This is a genomic window from Streptomyces sp. NPDC044003 (assembly GCF_056435185.1).
The window spans coordinates 60403-80448 of record NZ_JBWKFA010000003.1; the positions used below are offsets into that span (position 1 = coordinate 60403).

At 73.9% G+C, this 20046-nt stretch carries 21 protein-coding genes; 16 read left to right on the forward strand and 5 right to left on the reverse strand.

What is annotated here, in order from left to right; translation table 11 throughout:
- The first annotated feature begins 21 nt into the window (after positions 1–21).
- From AC07AW_RS12365 to AC07AW_RS12425, 13 genes are all read left to right on the forward strand, one after another.
- The gene (locus AC07AW_RS12365) at positions 22–609 is read left to right on the forward strand and encodes a helix-turn-helix domain-containing protein (RefSeq protein WP_478815395.1); all 588 of its coding nucleotides are present in this window, start codon (positions 22–24) and stop codon (positions 607–609) included.
- Between the two features lie 110 nt (positions 610–719).
- Positions 720–1688: an NADPH:quinone oxidoreductase family protein gene (locus tag AC07AW_RS12370; RefSeq protein ID WP_478815396.1), complete on the forward strand. Its 969-nt coding sequence runs from the start codon at positions 720–722 to the stop codon at positions 1686–1688.
- Positions 1685–2866 carry an acyl-CoA dehydrogenase family protein gene (locus AC07AW_RS12375; protein ID WP_478815397.1) on the forward strand — a complete coding sequence of 394 codons (1182 nt, stop codon included), beginning with the start codon at positions 1685–1687 and terminating at the stop codon, positions 2864–2866. The genes AC07AW_RS12370 and AC07AW_RS12375 overlap by 4 nt, the downstream gene beginning before the upstream one ends.
- Positions 2863–3951 (forward strand): acyl-CoA dehydrogenase family protein, encoded by a 1089-nt coding sequence (locus tag AC07AW_RS12380; protein WP_478815398.1) that lies wholly within the window; start codon positions 2863–2865, stop codon positions 3949–3951. The genes AC07AW_RS12375 and AC07AW_RS12380 overlap by 4 nt, the downstream gene beginning before the upstream one ends.
- Before the next feature lie 88 nt (positions 3952–4039).
- Complete coding sequence (locus AC07AW_RS12385) at positions 4040–5638, forward strand: ABC transporter substrate-binding protein (protein WP_478815399.1); 1599 nt, start codon at positions 4040–4042, stop codon at positions 5636–5638.
- A gap of 23 nt (positions 5639–5661) precedes the next feature.
- Positions 5662–6627, forward strand: a complete 966-nt coding sequence (locus AC07AW_RS12390; RefSeq protein ID WP_478816221.1) for an ABC transporter permease — start codon at positions 5662–5664, stop codon at positions 6625–6627.
- Positions 6620–7456 (forward strand): ABC transporter permease, encoded by an 837-nt coding sequence (locus AC07AW_RS12395; protein ID WP_478815400.1) that lies wholly within the window; start codon positions 6620–6622, stop codon positions 7454–7456. The genes AC07AW_RS12390 and AC07AW_RS12395 overlap by 8 nt, the downstream gene beginning before the upstream one ends.
- Positions 7453–8445, forward strand: a complete 993-nt coding sequence (locus AC07AW_RS12400) for an ABC transporter ATP-binding protein (protein ID WP_478815401.1) — start codon at positions 7453–7455, stop codon at positions 8443–8445. The genes AC07AW_RS12395 and AC07AW_RS12400 overlap by 4 nt, the downstream gene beginning before the upstream one ends.
- Positions 8438–9103 (forward strand): ABC transporter ATP-binding protein, encoded by a 666-nt coding sequence (locus AC07AW_RS12405; RefSeq protein WP_478815402.1) that lies wholly within the window; start codon positions 8438–8440, stop codon positions 9101–9103. The genes AC07AW_RS12400 and AC07AW_RS12405 overlap by 8 nt, the downstream gene beginning before the upstream one ends.
- Positions 9104–9216: 113 nt before the next feature.
- Positions 9217–9411: a hypothetical protein gene (locus tag AC07AW_RS12410; protein ID WP_030690730.1), complete on the forward strand. Its 195-nt coding sequence runs from the start codon at positions 9217–9219 to the stop codon at positions 9409–9411.
- 90 nt (positions 9412–9501) lie between these two features.
- Positions 9502–10254 (forward strand): ABC transporter ATP-binding protein, encoded by a 753-nt coding sequence (locus tag AC07AW_RS12415; protein WP_478815403.1) that lies wholly within the window; start codon positions 9502–9504, stop codon positions 10252–10254.
- Between the two features lie 5 nt (positions 10255–10259).
- Positions 10260–11627 (forward strand): FtsX-like permease family protein, encoded by a 1368-nt coding sequence (locus tag AC07AW_RS12420; protein WP_478816222.1) that lies wholly within the window; start codon positions 10260–10262, stop codon positions 11625–11627.
- Complete coding sequence (locus tag AC07AW_RS12425) at positions 11620–12858, forward strand: sensor histidine kinase (RefSeq protein WP_478815404.1); 1239 nt, start codon at positions 11620–11622, stop codon at positions 12856–12858. The genes AC07AW_RS12420 and AC07AW_RS12425 overlap by 8 nt, the downstream gene beginning before the upstream one ends.
- A gap of 7 nt (positions 12859–12865) precedes the next feature.
- On the opposite strand, the gene AC07AW_RS12430 is transcribed toward AC07AW_RS12425, so the two are convergent.
- Positions 12866–13540, reverse strand: a complete 675-nt coding sequence (locus AC07AW_RS12430; protein WP_478815405.1) for a response regulator — start codon at positions 13538–13540, stop codon at positions 12866–12868.
- A gap of 145 nt (positions 13541–13685) precedes the next feature.
- Here AC07AW_RS12430 and AC07AW_RS12435 point away from each other — a divergent pair, with 145 nt between their 5' ends.
- A complete protein-coding gene (locus tag AC07AW_RS12435) occupies positions 13686–15275 on the forward strand; it encodes a hypothetical protein (protein ID WP_478815406.1) in 1590 nt (529 codons plus the stop codon).
- Positions 15276–15316: 41 nt separating this feature from the next.
- Here AC07AW_RS12435 and AC07AW_RS12440 read toward each other — a convergent pair whose 3' ends face one another.
- The 4 genes from AC07AW_RS12440 to AC07AW_RS12455 form a co-directional block, all read right to left on the reverse strand.
- Complete coding sequence (locus AC07AW_RS12440) at positions 15317–16117, reverse strand: VOC family protein (RefSeq protein ID WP_478815407.1); 801 nt, start codon at positions 16115–16117, stop codon at positions 15317–15319.
- A 96-nt stretch (positions 16118–16213) separates the two neighbouring features.
- Positions 16214–16714 carry a nucleotide triphosphate diphosphatase NUDT15 gene (locus AC07AW_RS12445; RefSeq protein ID WP_478815408.1) on the reverse strand — a complete coding sequence of 167 codons (501 nt, stop codon included), beginning with the start codon at positions 16712–16714 and terminating at the stop codon, positions 16214–16216.
- A gap of 260 nt (positions 16715–16974) precedes the next feature.
- Positions 16975–17934 carry a universal stress protein gene (locus AC07AW_RS12450; protein ID WP_478815409.1) on the reverse strand — a complete coding sequence of 320 codons (960 nt, stop codon included), beginning with the start codon at positions 17932–17934 and terminating at the stop codon, positions 16975–16977.
- Positions 17935–18019: 85 nt separating this feature from the next.
- Positions 18020–18421, reverse strand: a complete 402-nt coding sequence (locus AC07AW_RS12455; RefSeq protein ID WP_478815410.1) for a DUF5997 family protein — start codon at positions 18419–18421, stop codon at positions 18020–18022.
- Positions 18422–18485: 64 nt separating this feature from the next.
- Between AC07AW_RS12455 and AC07AW_RS12460 the strand changes: the two genes are divergently transcribed.
- Both AC07AW_RS12460 and AC07AW_RS12465 read left to right on the forward strand, forming a co-directional pair.
- A complete protein-coding gene (locus AC07AW_RS12460) occupies positions 18486–19292 on the forward strand; it encodes a LysR family transcriptional regulator substrate-binding protein (RefSeq protein ID WP_478815411.1) in 807 nt (268 codons plus the stop codon).
- Positions 19293–19381: 89 nt separating this feature from the next.
- A complete protein-coding gene (locus AC07AW_RS12465) occupies positions 19382–19960 on the forward strand; it encodes a Type-2Aa cytolytic delta-endotoxin (protein WP_478815412.1) in 579 nt (192 codons plus the stop codon).
- Positions 19961–20046: the final 86 nt, after the last annotated feature.

Consider the following 20046-nt stretch of genomic DNA (forward strand, 5'->3'; position numbering starts at 1 on the left):
CGGTTCTGCAACACTGGCGGCATGACCGAAGACGACCGCATCGACGCCGTACTGACCGAGGTCGGCCCCCGGCTCCGCCGTGTCCGCCGGGACCGCGGGGTGACCCTCGCCGAGCTCTCCGCCGCGACCGGCATCTCCGTGAGCACCCTCTCCCGGCTGGAGTCCGGGCAGCGCAAGCCCAGCCTCGAACTGCTCCTGCCGCTCGCCCGCGCCCACCAGGTCCCGCTGGACGAGCTGGTCGGCGCCCCGTCGGTGGGCGACCCCCGGGTGAAGGCGAAGCCCATCGTGCGCCACGGCCGGACGATGTACCCGCTGACCCGGCAGCCCGGCGGGCTCCAGGCGTACAAGGTGATCCAGGAGAAGCCGTACGAGAATCCGGAGCCCCGGGTGCACGAGGGGTACGAATGGCTGTACGTGCTCTCCGGCAGGCTCCGGCTCGTCCTGGGCGAGCACGATGTCGTCCTGACCGCCGGCGAGGCCGCCGAGTTCGACACGCGCGTCCCGCACTGGTTCGGGCCGACCGAGGACGGGCCGGTGGAGTTCCTGAGCCTGTTCGGCCCGCAGGGGGAGCGCATGCACGTACGGGCACGGCCCAAGAAGTCCGGCTGAGTCGGCGAGAAGTCCGGGCGAGTCGCCAAGAAGTCCGGCCGAGTCGTTCCCCCAGGGCAAGCGACCGCTTAGTATGCCACCGACCGCTCGGTACGGAGGAGGCATTCCGGATGCAGGCATGGCGTGTGTACGAGAACGGCGAACCGGGCGCGGTGATGCGCCGCGAGGAGGTGGAACCGCCCACGCCCGGCGAAGGCCAGGTCCTCCTCCGGGTCCGCGCCGCGAACGTCAACTTCCCCGACGCGCTGCTCTGCCGCGGCCACTACCAGGTGCGGCCCCCGCTGCCCTTCACCCCCGGCGTCGAGGTCTGCGCCGAGACCGAGGACGGGCGCCGGGTCATCACCACCGCCGCCCTCCCGCACGGCGGCTTCGCCGAGTACACCCTCGCCGACGCCGCCGGGCTCCTGCCCGCCCCCGACGCGCTCGACGACGCCGAGGCCGCCGCGCTGCACATCGGCTACCAGACCGGCTGGTTCGGCCTGCACCGCCGCGCCGCCCTGAAGGAGGGCGAGACCCTCCTCGTCCACGCGGCGGCCGGCGGCGTCGGCAGCGCCGCAGTCCAGCTCGGCAAGGCCGCCGGCGCCACCGTCATCGGTGTCGTCGGCGGCCCCGAGAAGGCGGCCGTCGCCCGCGCCCTCGGCTGCGACCTGGTGATCGACCGCCGCTCCGAGGACGTCGTCGCCGCCGTCAAGGCCGCGACCGGCGGCCGGGGCGCCGACGTGATCTACGACCCGGTCGGCGGCGAGGCCTACCAGCAGTCCGCCAAGTGCGTCGCCTTCGAGGGCCGGATCGTGATCGTCGGCTTCGCGAGCGGCACCGTCCCCGCCCCCGCCCTCAACCACGCCCTGGTGAAGAACTACTCGATCCTCGGCCTCCACTGGGGCCTGTACGCGGCGAAGGACCCGGCCTCGATCGGCCGCTGCCACGAGACCCTGACCGCCTACGCGGCGAAGGGCCTCATCAAGCCCCTCGTCGGCGAGCGCGTCCCCTTCGCCCTTGCGGCGGACGCCGTCCAGCGCGTCGCCGACGGCACCACCACCGGCCGCCTGGTCGTCCTCCCGGAAGGAGCCCACGCATGACCGACGCCGAGGAACTCCGCTCCCGCACCCGGCAGTTGCTCGCCGAGCACCCGCCCGCCACCACCGACCGCACCGAGTTCCTGAAGGCCCGCTTCGACGCCGGACTCGCCTGGGTGCACTACCCCGTGGGCCTCGGCGGACTCGACGCGCCCCGCGCGCTCCAGGCCGTCGTCGACGCCGAACTCGCCGCCGCGGGCGCCCCCGACAACGACCCGCGCCGGATCGGCATCGGCCTCGGCATGGCCGCCCCCACCCTCCTCGCGTACGGCTCCGACGAGGTCAAGTCCCGCTTCCTGCGGCCCCTCTGGGTCGGCGAGGAGGTCTGGTGCCAGCTCTTCAGCGAGCCCGGGGCGGGCTCCGACCTCGCCGCGCTCGGCACCCGCGCCGTACGCGACGGCGAGGACTGGGTGATCGACGGGCAGAAGGTGTGGACCTCCAGCGCCCACCTCGCGCGCTGGGCCATCCTCATCGCCCGTACCGACCCGGACGTGCCGAAGCATCGGGGCATCACCTACTTCGTCTGCGACATGACCGACCCCGGCGTGGAGGTCAGGCCGCTGCGCCAGATCACCGGCGAGGCCGAGTTCAACGAGGTCTTCCTCACCGGCGTCCGCATCCCCGACGCACACCGCCTCGGCGAGGTCGGCGACGGCTGGCGGGTCGCCCAGACCACCCTCATGAACGAGCGGGTCTCCATCGGCGGCGCCCGCATCCCCCGCGAGGGCGGCATGATCGGGAAGCTCGCCACCACCTGGCGCGAGCGCCCCGAGCTGCGCACCCACGAGCTGCACCGCCGCCTCCTCGACCTCTGGGTCGACGCCGAGGTGGCCAGGCTCACCGGCGAGCGCCTCCGCCAGCAGCTCGTCGCCGGACAGCCCGGCCCCGAGGGCAGCGCGATGAAGCTCGGCTTCGCCCGCCTCAACCAGGCCATCAGCGGTCTGGAGGTCGAACTCCTCGGCGACGAGGGCCTGTTGTACGGGGAGTGGGAGATGCGCCGCCCCGAACTCGTCGACTTCACCGGACGCGACGCCGGCTACCGCTACCTCCGCTCCAAGGGCAACTCGATCGAGGGCGGGACCACCGAGGTCCTCCTCAACATCGTCGCCGAGCGGGTCCTCGGCCTGCCCCCGGAGCCCCGCAACGACAAGGACGTCGCCTGGAAGGACCTGGCCCGATGACAGCACAGACCGATCTCCTGTACTCCGAGACCGAGGACGACCTGCGGGCGACGGTCCGCGCCCTGCTCGCCGACCGGGCCGGCCACCAGAGCCTGCTCGACCGGATCGAGACGGACGACCCGTACGTCCCCGGCCTCTGGAAGTCCCTCGCGGGCGACATCGGTGCCGCCGGACTCCTCGTCCCCGAGAAGCTCGGCGGCCTGGGCGCGAGCCACCGCGAGGCCGCCGTGGTCCTGGAGGAGCTCGGCCGCGCGGTGACCCCACTGCCGTACCTCACCAGCGCGGTGGTGGCCACGGAGACGCTGCTCGGCCTGGCGGGGGAGGACGGCGGCCCGGCCGTCGAGCTCCTGGCGGAGCTCGCGAGCGGCCGGACGGTCGCGGTGCTCGCCGTACCCCTGTCGACCGCACCGGACGCGGAGCCGCCGCTCGCCCCCACGGTCGCGGGCGTCGCCGACGCCGTGGCCGCCGACGTCCTCCTCGTCCCGCGCGCCGACGGCCTGTACGCCGTCCCGGCCGGAGAGGCGACCGTCGAACCGCAGACCCCGCTCGACCTCACCCGCCCGCTGGCCCGCCTCACCCCGCGGCCCGGGAGCGGCACCCGGCTCGCCGGCGCGGACGAGGCCCGCGCGGCCGTCCGGCGCGGGCTCCTCGCCGGGGCCGGACTGCTCGCCTCCGAGCAGCTCGGTCTCGCCGAGTGGTGCCTGGAGGAGACGGTCCGTCACACCCGGGAGCGCCACCAGTTCAACCGGCCCGTCGGCTCCTTCCAGGCCCTGAAGCACCGCATGGCCCAGCTCTGGCTGGACGTCGTCGGGGCCAGGGCCGCGGCCCGCGCCGCCGCCGACGCCCTCGCGACCGGCAGCCCGGACGCGCCGCTCACCGTGGCGGTCGCCCAGGCTTACTGCTCGAAGGTCGCCGTCCGCGCCGCGGAGGAGTGCGTGCAGCTGCACGGCGGGATCGGCATGACCTGGGAGCACCCGGCGCACCTGGCGCTGAAGCGGGCCAAGTCGGACCAGATCGCGCTCGGTTCGGCGGGCCGGCACCAGGACGCGATCGCCGCTCTGATGGACCTCCCCGCACCGAGGTAAGGGGCCGCCGTGTCCGCACCCCTTTACATACTGTTTAATTGCGAGCTGTTTGCAATAGCAGTTGATCTTCAAGAGGGGTGTGGACACCTTGGCCGCCCGATCCGTTCGCCGCGCGACTGCCGCGATGCTCACGGGGGCGCTCGCCCTCGCGACCGCGGCCTGCACGAATCCCGGCTCACCCGCCGGCGGCTCCGGCAGAGCCAAGGATTCCGCGGTCGTCGGCATCGCCTACGAGCCCGAGACCCTCAGCCCCCTCCTCGGCTACGGCAAGGACGGCAACTCGAAGATCTTCGACGGGCTCCTCGCCTTCGACGCCGACATGAGGCTGAAGCCGGCCCTCGCCGTGAAGCTGCCCCGCGTCAGCGCGGACGGCCTGACCTACACGTACACCCTCCGCGAAGGCGTCACCTTCAGCGACGGCGTCCCCTTCACCGTCGAGGACGTCGTCCACACGTACCGGACGATCCTCGACCCGAGGACGAACAACCCCTCCCGCACCGAACTCGACGCCCTCAGGAGCGTCGAGGCGGTCGGCGACGACACCGTCGTCTTCCGGCTCAAGTACCCCTACGCGCCCTTCGCCGAGCGCACCGTCCACGCCATCGCCCCCGAGCACATCACCGCGAGGCAGGACGTCAACACCGGCGCCTTCACGAACAAGCCGATCGGCACCGGACCGTACCTCCTCACCGGCTGGTCCAAGGGCGAGAAGCTCACCTTCACGGCCAACCCCGACTACTGGGGCGGTGCGCCGCGGGTGAAGAGGTTCACCATGGCGATCATCAAGGACGACGACGTCCGCGCCATGCGCCTGCGCGCCGGCGACCTCGACGGCGCGATCCTGCCGCCCAACCTCGCCGCCGGATTCACCGGCGACAAGGGGAAGAAGACCTGGACGGCGAAGACCTTCGACCACCGCACGGTCACCCTCCCCACCCACCACCGCGTCGCGGGCGACACCGCCGTCCGCCGCGCACTGGACCTCGCCGTCGACCGGCAGGCCATGGTCGACAAGATCCTCGAAGGAGCCGGAAAGCCCGCCTACGGGCCCGTCCCCACCGACAGCCCCTGGTTCGCGAAGGGCACCGAGCGCCGCCACGACCTCGCCGGCGCCGAGAAGATCCTCGACGAGGCCGGCTGGAAGCCCGGCCCCGACGGTATCCGCGTGAAGAACGGCGTCCGCGCCGCCTTCCCCCTCTGGTACCTCTCCGGCGACAGACTCCGCCAGGACCACGCCCTCGCCTACGCCTCCGACGCCAAGAAGGCCGGCATCGACATCACCACCCAGGCCGGCACCTGGGAGGTCATCGAGCCCCGCATGAAGACGGACGCCGTCCTCGCCGGCGGCGGCTCGCCCGGCGACCCCGACTTCGACCAGTACCCGCTCCTGAAGTCCACCCTCGGCGGCGACGGCTTCAACAACATGGCCCGGTACGACAACAAGACCGTCGACCGCGCCCTGGAGGACGGCTGCCGGACGAACGACCTCACGAAGCGCCGGGCCGCGTACGACACCGTCCAGCGCGAACTGGTCAGGAACCCCGGCTACACCTTCCTCACCCACATCGACCACCTCTACGTCCTGAACGACGACTGGGACGGGCTGAGCACCCAGACCGAACCGCACGACCACGGCCTCGCCTCCGGCCCCTGGTGGAACGTCGAGACCTGGAAGCCGAAGAGGTGAGCCGCCGCCTCCCCCGGGGGGCCATGGCCCGGATGGCGGGACGGCGTGCCCTCGCCGCCGTGCCCGTCCTCCTCGGCGTCACCCTCGCGGTGTTCGCCGTCGCCGAAGCCTCCCCGTTCGACCCCGTCAAGGCCTACGCCGGCACCGCCGGACTCACCGCCTCGCAGGAGAACCTCGACCGGCTCCGCGCCAACCTCGGCGTCGACCGGCCCCTCCTCACCCGCTGGTGGGAGTGGCTCACCTCGGCCCTCACCGGCGACCTCGGCGACTCCGCCGTCATGCGCCGCCCCGTCGCCGAGGTCGTCGGCGAGCGCCTCGGCTGGTCCGTCCTCCTCGCCGTCACCGCTTTCGCCGTCGCCCTCGTCCTCGGCAGCCTCCTCGGCGTCCTCGCCGGACGCCGCCGCGGCGGCCGCCTCGACCGGGCCGTCAGCTCCGCCGCGTACACCCTGGAAGCCGCCCCCGCCTTCTGGCTCGGCCTCCTCGCCATCTGGTTCTTCGCCCTCCAGCTCGGCGCGCTGCCCGCCGGCGGACTCACCGACACCGGCGGCGACACCGTCACGGCCGGCCAGGTCGCCCGCCACCTCGTGCTGCCCGCGCTCGTCCTCGGCCTCTCCCAGCTGCCCTGGTTCTTCCTGTACGTCCGCCAGGGCGTCGGCGACGCCCTCGACGAGGACCCGGTGCGCGGCGCCCGCGCCCGCGGCCTGCGCGAACGCACCGTCCTCACGGGCCACGCCCTCCGCTCCGGAATGCTCCCCATGCTCACCCTCGTCGGCTCCCGCGTCCCCGAACTCATCACCGGCGCCCTCCTCGTGGAGACCGTCTTCAGCTGGCCCGGCATCGCCGCCGCGACCGTCACGGCAGCCACCTCCGTCGACTTCCCGCTGCTCGCCGCGCTCACCGTCCTCGCCACCGCCGCCGTCCTCCTCGGCAACCTCCTCTCCGACCTGCTGTACGGGCTCGCCGACCCGAGGGTGGGCTTCGATGGCTGACCCGCGCACCCACCGCCTGCGCCTGTGGACCTCCGCCGTCACCGTCGGCGCGATCCTCCTCGCGGTCCTGCTCGTGCCCCCGCTCGCCCAGCTCGACGAACAGGCCGTCGACCTCTCCCGCAAGCTCCTCCCGCCGTCCTGGGACCACCCCTTCGGCACCGACGACCTCGGCCGCGACCTCCTGCTGCGCTGCGTCCACGGCCTGCGGATCTCGCTCCTCGTCGGACTCGTCGCCGCGCTCGTGGCCACCGTCGTCGGCACCGCCGTCGGCGCCACGGCAGGCGCCCTCGGCGGCCGGCCCGACCGCTGGCTGATGAGGCTCGTCGACGCCTTCTCGTCCGTGCCGCACCTGCTGCTCGGCATCTTCGTGGTGGCCCTCTTCCGGCCCGGCGTGTGGCCCGTCATCGCCTCCGTCGCCGTCACCCACTGGCTCTCCACCGCCCGGATCGTCCGCTCCGAGGTCCTCTCCCTGCGCACCCGGCCCTTCGTGGACGCCGCCGTCTCCGGCGGTGCGAGCCGGTGGCGCGTCGCCGTCCGGCACCTGCTGCCCGCCGTCCTGCCACAGGCCGGACTCGCCGCCGTCCTCATGGTCCCGCACGCCATGTGGCACGAGTCCGCGCTCTCCTTCCTCGGCCTCGGCCTCCCCAGCCACCGGGCCAGCCTCGGCAACCTCGTGCAGAACGCCCGCTCCTCGCTCCTCACCGGCGACTGGTGGCCCACCCTCTTCCCCGGCCTCCTGCTCATCGTGCCGACCCTCGCCATCGCCGGACTCGCGGGCGTCTGGCGCGACCACCTCAACCCGCGCCGCCGATCGGAGCTGATGCTGTGAACTCCCGCGTCGAGCGCGCCCTTCAGGCCGTCTCCGCCGAGCGGGCCGAGGACGCCGTCCTCGGCGTCCGCGGCCTCACCGTCCGCTTCCGGCTGCGCGGCGGCCGGACCGTCGCCGCCGTCGGCGACGCCGACTTCGACCTCTCGGCGGGGGAGTGCCTCGCCCTCGTCGGCGAGAGCGGCTGCGGCAAGTCCGTCCTCGCCTCCGCCCTCCTCGGCCTCCTCCCCGGGAACGCCGAGACGTCCGGTACGGCGTTCCTCGACGGTACGGACCTCCTCGCAGCCGACGAGAAGACCCTCGCCCGCACCGTACGGGGCAGGCGCGTCGGCCTCGTACCGCAGAGCCCCGCCGCCCACCTCACGCCCGTCCGCACCGTACGGTCCCACCTGGAGGAGACCGTCCGCGCCCTCACCCCCACCGGGCGCCGTGGGCGCCGCAAGGCCGCCGAGGACGCCGCCGACCGGGCCGCCTTCCCCGCGGGACACCTCGACCGGTACCCGCACGAACTCTCCGGCGGCCTCGCCCAGCGCGCCGCCACCGCCCTCGCCCTCATCGGCGACGCCCGGCTGCTGCTCGCCGACGAACCCACCACCGGACTCGACCGCGACCTCGTCGACCGCACCGTCGACGAACTGCGCCGCCACGCCGACGAGGACCGCGCCCTGCTCCTCATCACCCACGACCTGGCCGCCGCCGCACGCATCGCCGACCGCGTCGCCGTCATGTACGCGGGCCGGATCGTCGAAATCGCCCCCGCCCACCGCTTCTTCGGCCCCACCGGGCCCCGCCACCCCTACGCCCGCGGCCTCCTCGACGCCCTGCCCGACCGGGCGTTCACCCCGATCCCCGGCATGCCGCCCGAGCTGTCCGCCCTGCCCGGGGGCTGCGCCTTCGCCCCGCGCTGCCCCCGCGCCACCACCCGCTGCGCCACCCGCCCCGAACCCACGGCCGGAGTGGCCTGCCACCACCCGGAGCAGCCCCGTGCTTGAACTCGACTCCGTCACCGCCGGATACGAGCGCCGCACCCCCGTCTTCCGGGGAGCCTCCCTCAGCATCGCCCCCGGCGAGTCCGTCGGCCTGCTCGGCCCCAGCGGCTGCGGCAAATCCACCCTCGCCCGGGTCGCCGCCCTCCTGCACCGCCCCGACGCGGGCCGGCTCGTCCTCGACGGCACCGAGGTACGGGCCTGGCGGCACCGCGCCCCGCGCGAGCAGCGCACCGCCGTCGGCGTCGTCTTCCAGCAGCCCCGCACCGCCGCCGACCCCCGGCTCACCCTCACCGAACTGATCGCCGAACCCCTGCGTGCCACCGGCCGCCGCGCCGAGGCCGCCGAACGGGTCGCCGCCCTCGCCCCGGCCGTCGGCCTCACCCCCGACCTCCTCGGCCGCCGCCCCCACGAGGTCAGCGACGGCCAGCTCCAGCGCGCCTGCCTGGCCCGCGCCCTGACCCTCCGCCCCCGCTGGCTGATCTGCGACGAGATGACCGCCATGCTCGACGCCTCCACCACCGCGGCCCTCGTCGCCGCCGTCGAGACCTACCGCGCCGAGACCGGCGCCGGCCTCCTCGCGGTCGGCCACGACCGCGTCCTGCTGAACCGCTGGTGCGAACGTACGGTCGAATGGAAGGAGTGCCTGGCCACCGCGCCCTGACCGGATGTCACCCGTATGGCCGCCCCGCCATACGCCCGGACGGACCGCGCATTCCGTCACACTGTCCGCCGAACGCCGCAATTCCGGTGCGGCGACGGAGGGACGTGAGAGCGATGGCCGTTTCCATTTCTGTCGTGGTGCTGCTGCTGGTGCTGGCCGTGATCTTCCTGCGGAACGGCGGCCTGAAGGTCACCCACGCCCTCGTCTGCGCCCTGCTCGGCTTCTTCCTCGCCGGCACCAGCATGGCGCCCACCATCCACAACGGCGTCGCCGCCACCGCCAACGTGGTCTCCAGCCTCAGGCCCTGACCCGCCCCGTCGGGGGTTCGGATAACCGAACCCCCGATTCGGGGGCGAGCACGATCGCCCCGCCCCGCCCCGCCCGCCGAGGATGAGGGCATGGCTGAGACGACGACGGACACGAGGGCGGCGACCGCCGCCCGCGCCGAGGACCTGCACCGCGCCCACGGGCGCGGCGCCGCCACCGTGCACGCGCTGCGCGGGGTGTCGGTGGCCCTCGCACCCGGCACCTTCACCGCGGTGATGGGGCCGTCCGGATCCGGGAAGACCACCCTGCTGCACTGCCTCGCCGGCATGGACCGGCCCACCCGCGGCACCGTGTGGTGGGGCGACACCGAGGTGACCCGACTGCCGGAACGGAGACTCGCCGCACTGCGGCGCACCCGGATCGGCTTCGTCTTCCAGGCCTTCAACCTGATGCCTGCCATGACCGTCGCCCAGAACGTCGAACTGCCCGGCCGCCTCGCCGGCGCCCGGCCGGACCGCGGCCGCGTCCTCGACGCGCTCGCCCGGGTGGGCCTCGCGGGACGCGAGCGGCACCGCCCCGGACAGCTCTCCGGCGGCCAGCAGCAACGCGTGGCCATCGCCCGCGCGCTCGTCTCCCGGCCCCGCGTCCTCTTCGCCGACGAACCGACCGGCGCGCTCGACCGGGCCACCGGCCACGAGATCCTCGCCCTGCTGCGCTCCGGCGTCGACCGGGACGGCCAGACCTGCGCGATGGTCACCCACGACCCCGTCGCCGCCGGATACGCGGATCGGGTCCTGCTCCTCGCCGACGGCCTCGTCGTGGACGAACTGGACCGGCCCACCGCCGCCGAGGTCGCCGCACGCCTCGGCCGGCTCGGCGGGTGAGCGCCGTGACCCTCCTCGCCCTCGGACAGCTGCGCCGCAGCCCGGCCGCCTTCGCCGGACTCGCGGTCGCACTCTTCCTCCTCGTCGCCACGACGACGCTCTTCGGCTCGCTGTTCGCCACCGAGGCCACCGCCCCCGACACCGTCCGCCGGACGGCGGTGGCGGGACCCGGCCTGATGGTGATCGCGGGAGCCTTCGGCGAGATCGCCGTCCTGGTCGCCTTCTTCGTCGTCGTCAACGCCATCGGCTTCGCGCTCCGCCGACAGCACCGCGAGCTGGCGCTCCTGCGGACCATCGCGGGCACGCCCCGTCAGGTACGGCGCCTCGTCCGCGTCCAGATCGCCGTCACCGCACTCGTCGTGGCCGCGCCCGGCGCACTCGCCGGGGTGTACGCCGCCCGCCACTTCCTCCTCGCCCTGCAACGACGGGGGATGGCCGCGCCGGACCTGCGCGTGCCGGTGACACCGCTGCCCGCCCTCGTCGCCGTGGCGATCACGCTCGCCGTCGGGCTCGCGGCATCGGCCGTCGCCGTCCGGCGGATCTCCCGGATCGCGCCCGCCGCCGCGCTCACCGCGACCGCCACCGAGCAGGGACGGACCGGCGTGCCGCGCCTGCTCGCCGGCGTCTGCGCCCTCGTGGGCGGCGGCCTGCTGCTGCGGCTCGCCGCGACCAGGCCCGCCGAGGAGCTCGACAAGGCGGGGCAGGCAGCGCTGTTCGGCTCGCTGGTGCTGCTCGTCGCGGTCGGCCTGACGGGGCCGCTCGCGGCGCGCGCCCTGGTGGCCCTCCTGGGCGCGCCCGCGCGGGCGCTGCTGCCCGGCACCGGCTGGCTCGCGGACGCCAATCTGCGGGGGTACGCCCGGCGGCTGACGTCCGCCGTGGTGCCGGTCGCGCTGCTCGTGGGTCTGTCGGCGACCATGATGATCATGACACGTACCGCAGAGCACGCGGCCGCCACGACCAGCGCCACCTCCGCCACCGACGTCTGGCTCCGCCAGGCCGAACTGGCGCTGCTCACCTCCTTCGCCGCCGTCTCCACGATCAACACGCTCATCGCGGTCACCGGGGAGCGGCGCGGCGAGTTCGCCCTGCTGCGGCTCGTCGGGGCGACCCGGCGCCAACTGCTGCGCATGCTCACGGCCGAGGCCGCGCTGACCACCGCGGTCGGCGTCCTCCTCGGCGCCGCGGTCGCCGCCCTCGCCACGGCCGCGTTCAGCACGGCGGCGACCGGCTCCGCGCTGCCGTCCGTCCCGGCCGCCTCCTGCGCCTGGATCATCGCGGGCGCGGCGGCGCTGACGGTCCCGGCGACCCTGGGCACGGGCCTCCGCGCGATCTCGGGCCCGGCGACGCAACTCGCGGGCGGCGGGCGTGACTGACCCGGCCGGGGCGGTGGCGCGTTCGTACTTCTCCGTGCGTGCGGGGGAGTGGGTGTTCGCCGTCGTGGGGCTGCCCGTCGCCGTGGTCTGCGGCGCGTACGCACTCGCCGTGCTGTACGCCGGGACCCTGCTCTCGCTCACCGTGCTCGGCCTGCCCTTCGTGGTCGTCGCGCTCCTCGGCGCGCGCGGCCTCGGCGCTCTGCACCGGAGACTCGCCGGTGCGCTGCTCGGCGCGTACGTCGAGGCCCCGGCCGCACTGCCCCGCCCCGACGGGCTCCTCGCCCGTGGTCGGGTCGTGCTGAGCGACCCGGTCGCCTGGCGGACGCTGCTCTACCTGGTCCTGCGGCTGCCGCTCGGCGTGCTCGGGTTCGCCGCCGCCGTGGGGCTGCCCCTCGGGTGCGGTTGGCTGATCGGCTTTCCGCTCTGGGGCCGCCTGATGGAGCCCGACTCCCCGCCGGCCGCCTGGCTGAACGCCACTTCCGTCCTGCTCGGTCTCGCCCTGCTCGCCGGTGCGCCCGGTGCGCTGCTGGCCGTGACCGCGGCGAACCGGCGGCTCGCCGGACTGCTCCTCGGGCCCGCCCGCGCCCAGCGCCGGGTCCGCGAGCTGGAGGCGGCCCGCGCCGCGCTGCTCGCCGACAACGGCGACCGGCTCCGCCGTCTGGAGCGGGACCTGCACGACGGCACCCAGGCCCGGCTCGTGGCCCTGGCCATCACCCTGTCGCTGACCGAGGACGCGCTCGATCCCGCCTCCGGCCCGGACCTCGCCCGGCTGCGGACCCTGCTCGACCGTGCCCGTGGCCAGACCGAGGAGACCGTCGCCGAACTGCGGCTGCTCACCCGGGGCATCCACCCCGTCGCCCTGGACGGCGGTCTCGGCGAGGCCCTGCCGGGACTCGCCGCGACCTCGCCCGTCCCGGTGACGCTCCGCCTCGACCTCGCGGAACGCCCCCACGAGGCGATCGAGCGGGCCGTCTACTTCTGCGCGGCCGAGCTGCTCACCAACATCGCCCGGCACAGCGGCGCGCGGACGGCCCTGCTCGCGGCCACCGCGCGCGACGGCCGGGTGCGCCTGACGGTCCGTGACGACGGCCGAGGCGGCGCGGCACCCGGCGGCGGCACCGGTCTCGCCGGTCTGGCGGAGCGGCTCGCGGCGGTGGACGGCACCCTGCGGGTGGACAGCCCGCCCGGCGGGCCGACGGAGATCACCGCCGCGCTGCCCGCCGGGCTGTGACGGCCGGTCAGGCGCCGGTCCCGGACGTCTCGGACAGATAGGCGAGCACGGCCTTCACCCGCCGGTTGTCCGCCTCCGTGGCCGGCAGGCCGAACTTGGTGAAGACGGCGGCGACATGTTTCTCCACCGCCCGCTCCGAGACCACGAGCCGCTCGGCGACGGAGCGGTTGGAGTGCCCCTGGGCCATCAGCTCCAGGACCTCCCGCTCGCGTGGTGTCAGGGTGTTCACCCGGCTCACGCGGTCGCCGTGCACCAGCCGGTCGACCACCTCCGGGTCGAGCGCCGTCCCGCCGTCGGCCACCCGGCGCAGCGCGTCCACGAACTCGGAGGTGCGGGCGACGCGTTCCTTCAGGAGGTAGCCCACGCCCGTCGCCCCGCCGGCGAGGAGCCGGGAGGCCCAGGCGGTCTCGATGTGCTGGGAGAAGACGAGCACGCCGACCTCGGGCACGGTCGCCCGGATCTCCACGGCGGCACGGATGCCCTCGTCGGTGTGGGTGGGCGGCATCCGGATGTCGACCACGGCGACGTCGGGCCGGTGCCGGGACACCGCGGCGAGCAGCTCGTCCGCCGTCCCCGCGGTGGCCACCACCTCGCATCCGCGGGCGCCGAGCAGCTCGACCATCCCGTCCCGGAGGACGACGGAGTCCTCGGCCAGCACCACGCGCAGAGATCGTTCGGTCACCCCACCATTATCGGCCCCGGTCAGGGGCGTCTTCCGGTCCGCGCGTGAACGCCGCATGAAAGCAGGGGCAGTTCCATGTACTTCTCATCCGCTCCCGCCTACCGTCGGCGGCCGGCGTGACACGTCAGGAACCCGAGGAGCCGCTTTGACCACCCCACCGCCCCGCAGACGAGCACGCGCGCTCGCGCTGATCACCGCGCTCGCGGCGACCCTCCTGGCGGGCTCCGCGCCCGTCGCGCAGGCCGAGGAGATCCCCCTCGCCCCCGGCCACCGCCTCGTCGCCCCCTACGAGGGCGCCCCCGCCACTGCTCGGCCCGTGCCCGGTAAGGGCCCTGCCCAGCATCCGTACCTCGCCCCCAACGGCCGCAGCGGCATGCACGCCGACGGCGCCGGCAGCGGCACCCACCCCTACTCGGGGCCGCTCGGGCGCGATCCCGAGGTCACCAGCGAGAAGATCGCCGCCGTCGGCGGCGAGTGCGCCACCGTCACCTTCGACGCCGCCGGCCGCCTCGTCACCGTCTGCGGCACCTTCAGCGGCTTCCTCCTGAAGCTGCTCGACCCGCGCACCCTCGGCACCCTCGCCGAGTACCAGCTGCCGCAGCGCTCCTCCACCGTCGAGGCCATCACCCGCCTCGACTTCGAGAAGATCTTCAAGGACACCTCAGGCGGCGCCTACTTCTACCTGGACGACCGGGACCGGGTCGTCCTCGCCGACTCCCGCCAGCACGTCCTGCGCATCGCCCACCGCCAGAAGGCCGACGGCGCCTGGGAGTTCACCGTCGAGAACGACTGGGACCTTACCTCGCTCGTCCCGCACGACTGCGTCAGCTGGACCAACCTCTTCCCCAGCGGCGTCTGCGACCCCGTCACCTCCGTCATGCCGGACTGGGACGGCCGCATCTGGTGGGTGACCAGCCTCGGCCGCGTCGGCACCGTCGACCCCGCGACGGGCGCCCTGCGTGTGATCCGGCTCGACGGCGAGGAGATCCAGAACTCCTTCTCCGTCGCCGCGGACGGCGTCTCCATCGTCACCGACCACGCCCTGTACAGCTTCCGCGCCGACGCGGACGGCGTCCCGAAGGTCCAGTGGCGCGAGACGTACGACCGGGGGACCGGCACCAAGCCCGGCTCGCTGAACCAGGGTTCGGGCACCACCCCGGACCTCTTCGGCACCGAGGACCAGTACGTCGCCATCACCGACAACGCCGACGACCGCATGAACGTCCTCGTCTACCGCCGGGGCAACGGCGTGCCCGCCGCCGAGCGGCTCGTCTGCACGGTGCCGGTCTTCGGCTCCGGCGCCTCCACCACCGACAACTCCCTGATCAGCTGGGGCAACAGCCTCGTCGTCGAGAACAACTACGGCTACGAGAACCCGAGTACGCTCCTGCTCGGCCGCAGCGTCGTCGGCGGCGCGGCCCGGATCGACGTCCGCGCCGACGGCAGCGGCTGCGACACCGTCTGGGAGAGCGACGTCCGCTCGCCCTCCACGGTCCCGAAGCTCTCCACGGGCAACGGACTGCTCTACTTCTACGAGAAGCGCCCCAACTTCTGGGGCATCGACGCCTGGTACCTCACAGCCGTCGACTTCCGCACCGGACAGCGCGCCTTCTCGCGCCTCACCGGCACCGGTCTGTCCTACGACAACAACTGGGCGCCGATCACCATCGGCCCCGACGGCACCGCCTACGTGGGCGTCTTCAACGGCATCGTCGCCGTCCGCGACGGCGACTGACGCACGGCGGCGCGGCGCCCCGTGGCGCCGCGCCGCACCGCTCACTCGAACTCGGGCATGTCCCCGACGGTCGTCCTCTCGTCGATCACCGCGAAGGCGGCACCCTGCGGATCCACGATCGCCGCGAACCGGCCGAAGGGGCTGTCCATCGGACCGAACACCTTCCGCCCGCCGAGCGCCTCGGCCCGCTCGACCGCCTTGTCGCAGTTGTCGACGGCGAAGTAGATCTGGATGTACGAGGGGATCTCCGGCGGGAAGTCCTCGTCCGACATCACCATCCGCCCGAGCACGGGCTGGGGACCCCCCAGGTCGAAGACCCGGTAGTCCATGTGCTCGTCCTTGATCTTCTTGGACCCGAAGCCGAAGACCTCGGTGAAGAAGGCGTCGGCCTTCGCCGGCTCCCGGGTGAAGACCTCGGCCCAGGCGTACGAACCGGGCTCGCCCTCCCGCTCGAAGCCCTCGTGCTCGCCGGCCTGCCAGACGCCGAACGTGACGCCCGACGGATCCTGCGCGATGCACATCGAGCCGAAGTCGCCGACCTGCATCGGCTCCATCAGGACGGTGCCGCCCGCGCCGCGGATCTTCTCCGCCGTCGCCGCGACGTCCGGCGAGGCGAAGTACAGACACCAGGCCGACTGCGGCTCCCCGTCCTGCCCCGGCATCGGCGGAACGACGGCGGCGACCGCCTTCTCGTTCCGGTACGCCTGCGTGTAGTTGCCGAATTCCGACGAAGCCTCGCCGAAGGTCCAGCCGAGCACATCGCCGTAGAACGTCTTCGCGCCCTCGACGTCGGTGAACATCGCGTCGGTCCAGACCGGCGTGCCTTCAGGTCGTGCGGCCATGACGGTGACTCCCACTTCCGATTCGATGACGTGTCCTCTGGCCACGCTAGCCACGCTCGCCGGGGCCCGCGCGGTGACGCACCGCAGCTCCCGGTCTCAGCCGGGAAGCCGGCCCAGGGCGTAGCGGTGGAACGGGCCGTCCGGGATCGCGAGGCCGGGCCGCCACAGCCGCAGCACCTGCGCCGAGGGCAGGAACAGGGCCTCCGGCAGCCGGTCCGGGTCCGTCCACTCCCAGCGCTCGATCTTCTCCGGCTCGGCCACGGCGGGCACGCCCCGGAAGCCGCTCACGGCCGTGGCCGCCGTCATCCGGGTCAGCCGGGCCGAGGTCACGGTGTCCATGAGCAGCCCGAGGACCTCCACGTCGGCGACGTCCGCGAGGAGCGTCGTCTCCTCGGCCAGCTCGCGCACCGCCGCCTCCTCGATCGACTCGCCCGGCTCGACCTTGCCGCCCGGCAGCTCCCACACCCCGGAGCGGTCCAGTCCCAGGAGGACCCGGCCGGCCTCGTCGGTCACCACGACCCCCGCGCCGAGCGAGGCACCGGCGGACGGCGGCCGGACGTTACGGGCGGCGGTGGCGGCGTGATCTGCGGTCGTCATGGGCCCTGTCTACCAGGCACCCCCGACAACGCCTTCGGGTCGTAACAAAATGGCGGAAACGTCTTGAAAAGGGCGAAAAAGGGAGGACACTCGTTCTTACACCGGACAACCGGAAAGAGCCGCACCCGCCGACGGAGACGTCCGAAGGCCCGCGTGACCCTGATCTCGGCTCTGGCCAGGCCCCCGGCGGGGCCGGTCGGGCACGGAGCCGTCGGCGACGGCCGACGACCGCGCGAACCGACACGGACCGCCGGGGACTGTCATGTCCGGGGCCGGGTCTCCGCGGGTGGCACCACCGCCACCGGACAGTGCGCGTGATGCAGCACCGCGTGGGCGACCGAACCGATGAGCAGCGAGCCGAAGCGGTGCCGGTGATGCCGCCCGACGACCACCAGGCCCGCATCCTGCGAACCGTCCACGAGCCGGCCCGCCGCGTCCGCCGGAACCACCACCGGGACCAGCTCCACCCCCGGCCACCGCTCGGCGAACGGCCGCAGCCGCTCCCGCTGCTCCCACTCCGCCTCCGTCAGAACCTCCTCGGCTTCCTCCGCCTCGTCCGCGAGCGGCAGCGGCGGCGGCACCTGGAGCGCGGGAGAAGGCGTCGGCAGGAGGGCGGCCTGCGGCGGGGGCAGCCGGAACGCGGTCACCGCCTCCAGCGGTACGCCCCGGTGGTGAGCCGCCTCGAAGGCGAAGTCCAGCACCTCGTCCGAGGTCTCCTCCGGGTGCAGCCCGAGAAGCACCCGGCCCGCCTCCGCCCCGTCCTGGAGCGCGGCCGCACGCGCCTCGTGCGGTACGACGACCAGCGGGCAGGGCGCCGTCATGGCCAGCGTCCGGCTGGTCGAGCCGAGGAGGAGACTGGCGAAGCCGCCGTGCCCCCGGGAACCGGTCACCAGGAGCCGCGCGCCGCGCGCGGCCGCCGGCAGGGCGTCCGTCACGGACCCGTCCAGCGACTCGTACCGCACCGGAATGCGGTGCCCCCGCTCCTCGACCACCGTCCGTACGGCCCGGGTGACCGTGTCGGGAAGCTCCGGCGTCTTCCCCAGGGAGGCGATACGGGCGGCGCCCAGCTGGAGCGCCTCCGAGCGCACATGGGCCACCACCAGCGGCGCGCCGAGACCCTCCGCGGCGCTCAGCGCCCACTCCAGGGCCCGGAGACTGTGCTCCGACCCGTCCACGCCGACGACGACCGGCGGCTCGTACGCGGTGCTGGTGTCACTCATGACGGAATGACTCCCGCACGCGGACGAACGCCACGCCGGTCGGGTCCGAAGCGCTTCGGACCCGACCGGCGTGGGGGAGGGAGGATCAGGCGCCCTGCTGCTGCTTGCGCGCCCGCTCCTCGTTGCGCTCCTTGATGCGGACGGTCTCCTTGCGGACCTCCGCCTGGGTGGCCTGCTCCTTCTCCAGCCACTCCGGGGACTCCTCCCTGAGCGCCTGGATCTGCTCGGTGGTCAGCGGCTCGGTGATGCCGCCGCGCGCGAGACCGGCGATGGAGACGCCCAGCCGCGCCGCGACCACCGGGCGGGGGTGCGGACCGTTCTTGCGCAGCTCCTGGAGCCAGGCGGGCGGGTTGGCCTGGAGCTCGTTCAGTTCGGTGCGCGAGACGACACCCTCCTGGAACTCTGCGGGGGTGGCCTCGAGGTACACACCCAGCTTCTTCGCCGCGGTCGCGGGCTTCATCGTCTGGGTGTTCTGGTGCGACGTCATGGTGTCAAGGGTATCGAGCATGCGGCCGAGCTCCGACCACGCCGGCTACCGGTAACCTGGCGGGGTGACAGGCTCGGACGCTTCCCCTTCAGAATCCCCCTCCTCCTTCCGGCTCGCCTACGTGCCGGGAGCGACACCCGCGAAGTGGGTGCGGATCTGGAACGAGCGCCTGCCCGACGTGCCCCTGACCCTCCACGCCGTGACCCCGGCCGAGGCCTTCGCCGCGCTCCGGGAGGGCGCCGCCGACGCGGGGCTCGTCCGGCTGCCCGTCGACCGGGACGACCTCAGCGCGATCCCGCTGTACACGGAGACGACGGTCGTCGTGATCCCCAAGGACCATCTGTTCGCGGCGGTCGAGGAGGTCTCCGCGGAGGACCTCGCCGACGAGCTCGTCCTGCACCCCCTCGACGACACCCTGGGCTGGGAGCAGCCGCCCGGCCGCCCCGCCATGGAGCGCCCGGCGACGACCGCCGACGCGATCGAGCTGGTCGCATCGGGCGTCGGCGTGCTCGCCGTCCCGCAGTCGCTGGCCCGGCTTCACCACCGCAAGGACCTCACCTACCGGACCCTCGTCGACGTCCCGCAGTCGCGGGTGGCCCTCTCGTGGCCGGCGGCGGACGAGGCGCCCGATCTGGTGGAGGAGTTCATCGGCATCGTCCGCGGCCGCACCGTGAACAGCACCCGGGGCCGCCGCGCCGAGGAGCAGAAAGGCCGGAAGCAGCCCAAGGAGCAGAAGCCGGCACGGTCGGGGAAGCCCCGTACCGCGGGCAAGCCGGCCGGTGGGTCCCGCACCGGCGGGAAGCCCGCTGCCTCCCGCAAGGGCGGCGCGGGCTCCGGCCGGAGCGGGAAGCCGCGCCGCGGCCGCGGCTGAACCGTCCGCACGGCGGACGCCCGGGGCCCGGCCCCCGGCGCCTCGGCATACTGACCCCTCCTGATCACCGAGATCATCCAGGAGGAGCTTTGGCCGCCAGTTTCAGGACCGTCGTCGAGGTGGGACCCGACCACCTCGAACAGGCCCGGTCCATCGACCGGGTGTTCCAGGAGGCGATCGCCCCGGCGACCGTCAACTTCGACTTCGAGGCGATCCACCGGGCGGCCTCGGCCGTCCCGGACAGCGACGTGGTGAAGATGGTCCGGGGCTGGGGGCTCCAGGAGCACGCCCCCGTCCTCGTCATGGTCCTCTCCCTCAAGGAGGCCGTCCGCCAGGCGCTGCCGCAGGAGTGCGCGGAGGCCGGCTTCTGGGCCACGGTCGAGCGGGAGCTCGTCCAGGCCTTCACCGGGCTCGCCGCGCAGGAGGGGCAGCCCGGACTCTCCTTCTACGAGGAGTCCGGGGACCGCACGCGCTTCTACCGGGACCTGTTCTTCGCCCTCCAGGACGAGGAGACCGGGGACCACATGTACGCCCTGGCCTTCTGCGTCGACGTCACCGTCGAGCTGCCGAAGGACCGGACCCTCGCGCTCGAACTGACCGACATCGTGCCCTTCGCGGTGCGGCTCAACGCGATCGTGGTCCGTCAGGCCCTGACCGTCCCGGTCTGACCGTACGGCCGACCGTACGACCGGCCCTCGGGCCGACCCGTACGCGCTCCGTACCGGCCCGCCGTCCCGGGCCGGATCCAAGGAGC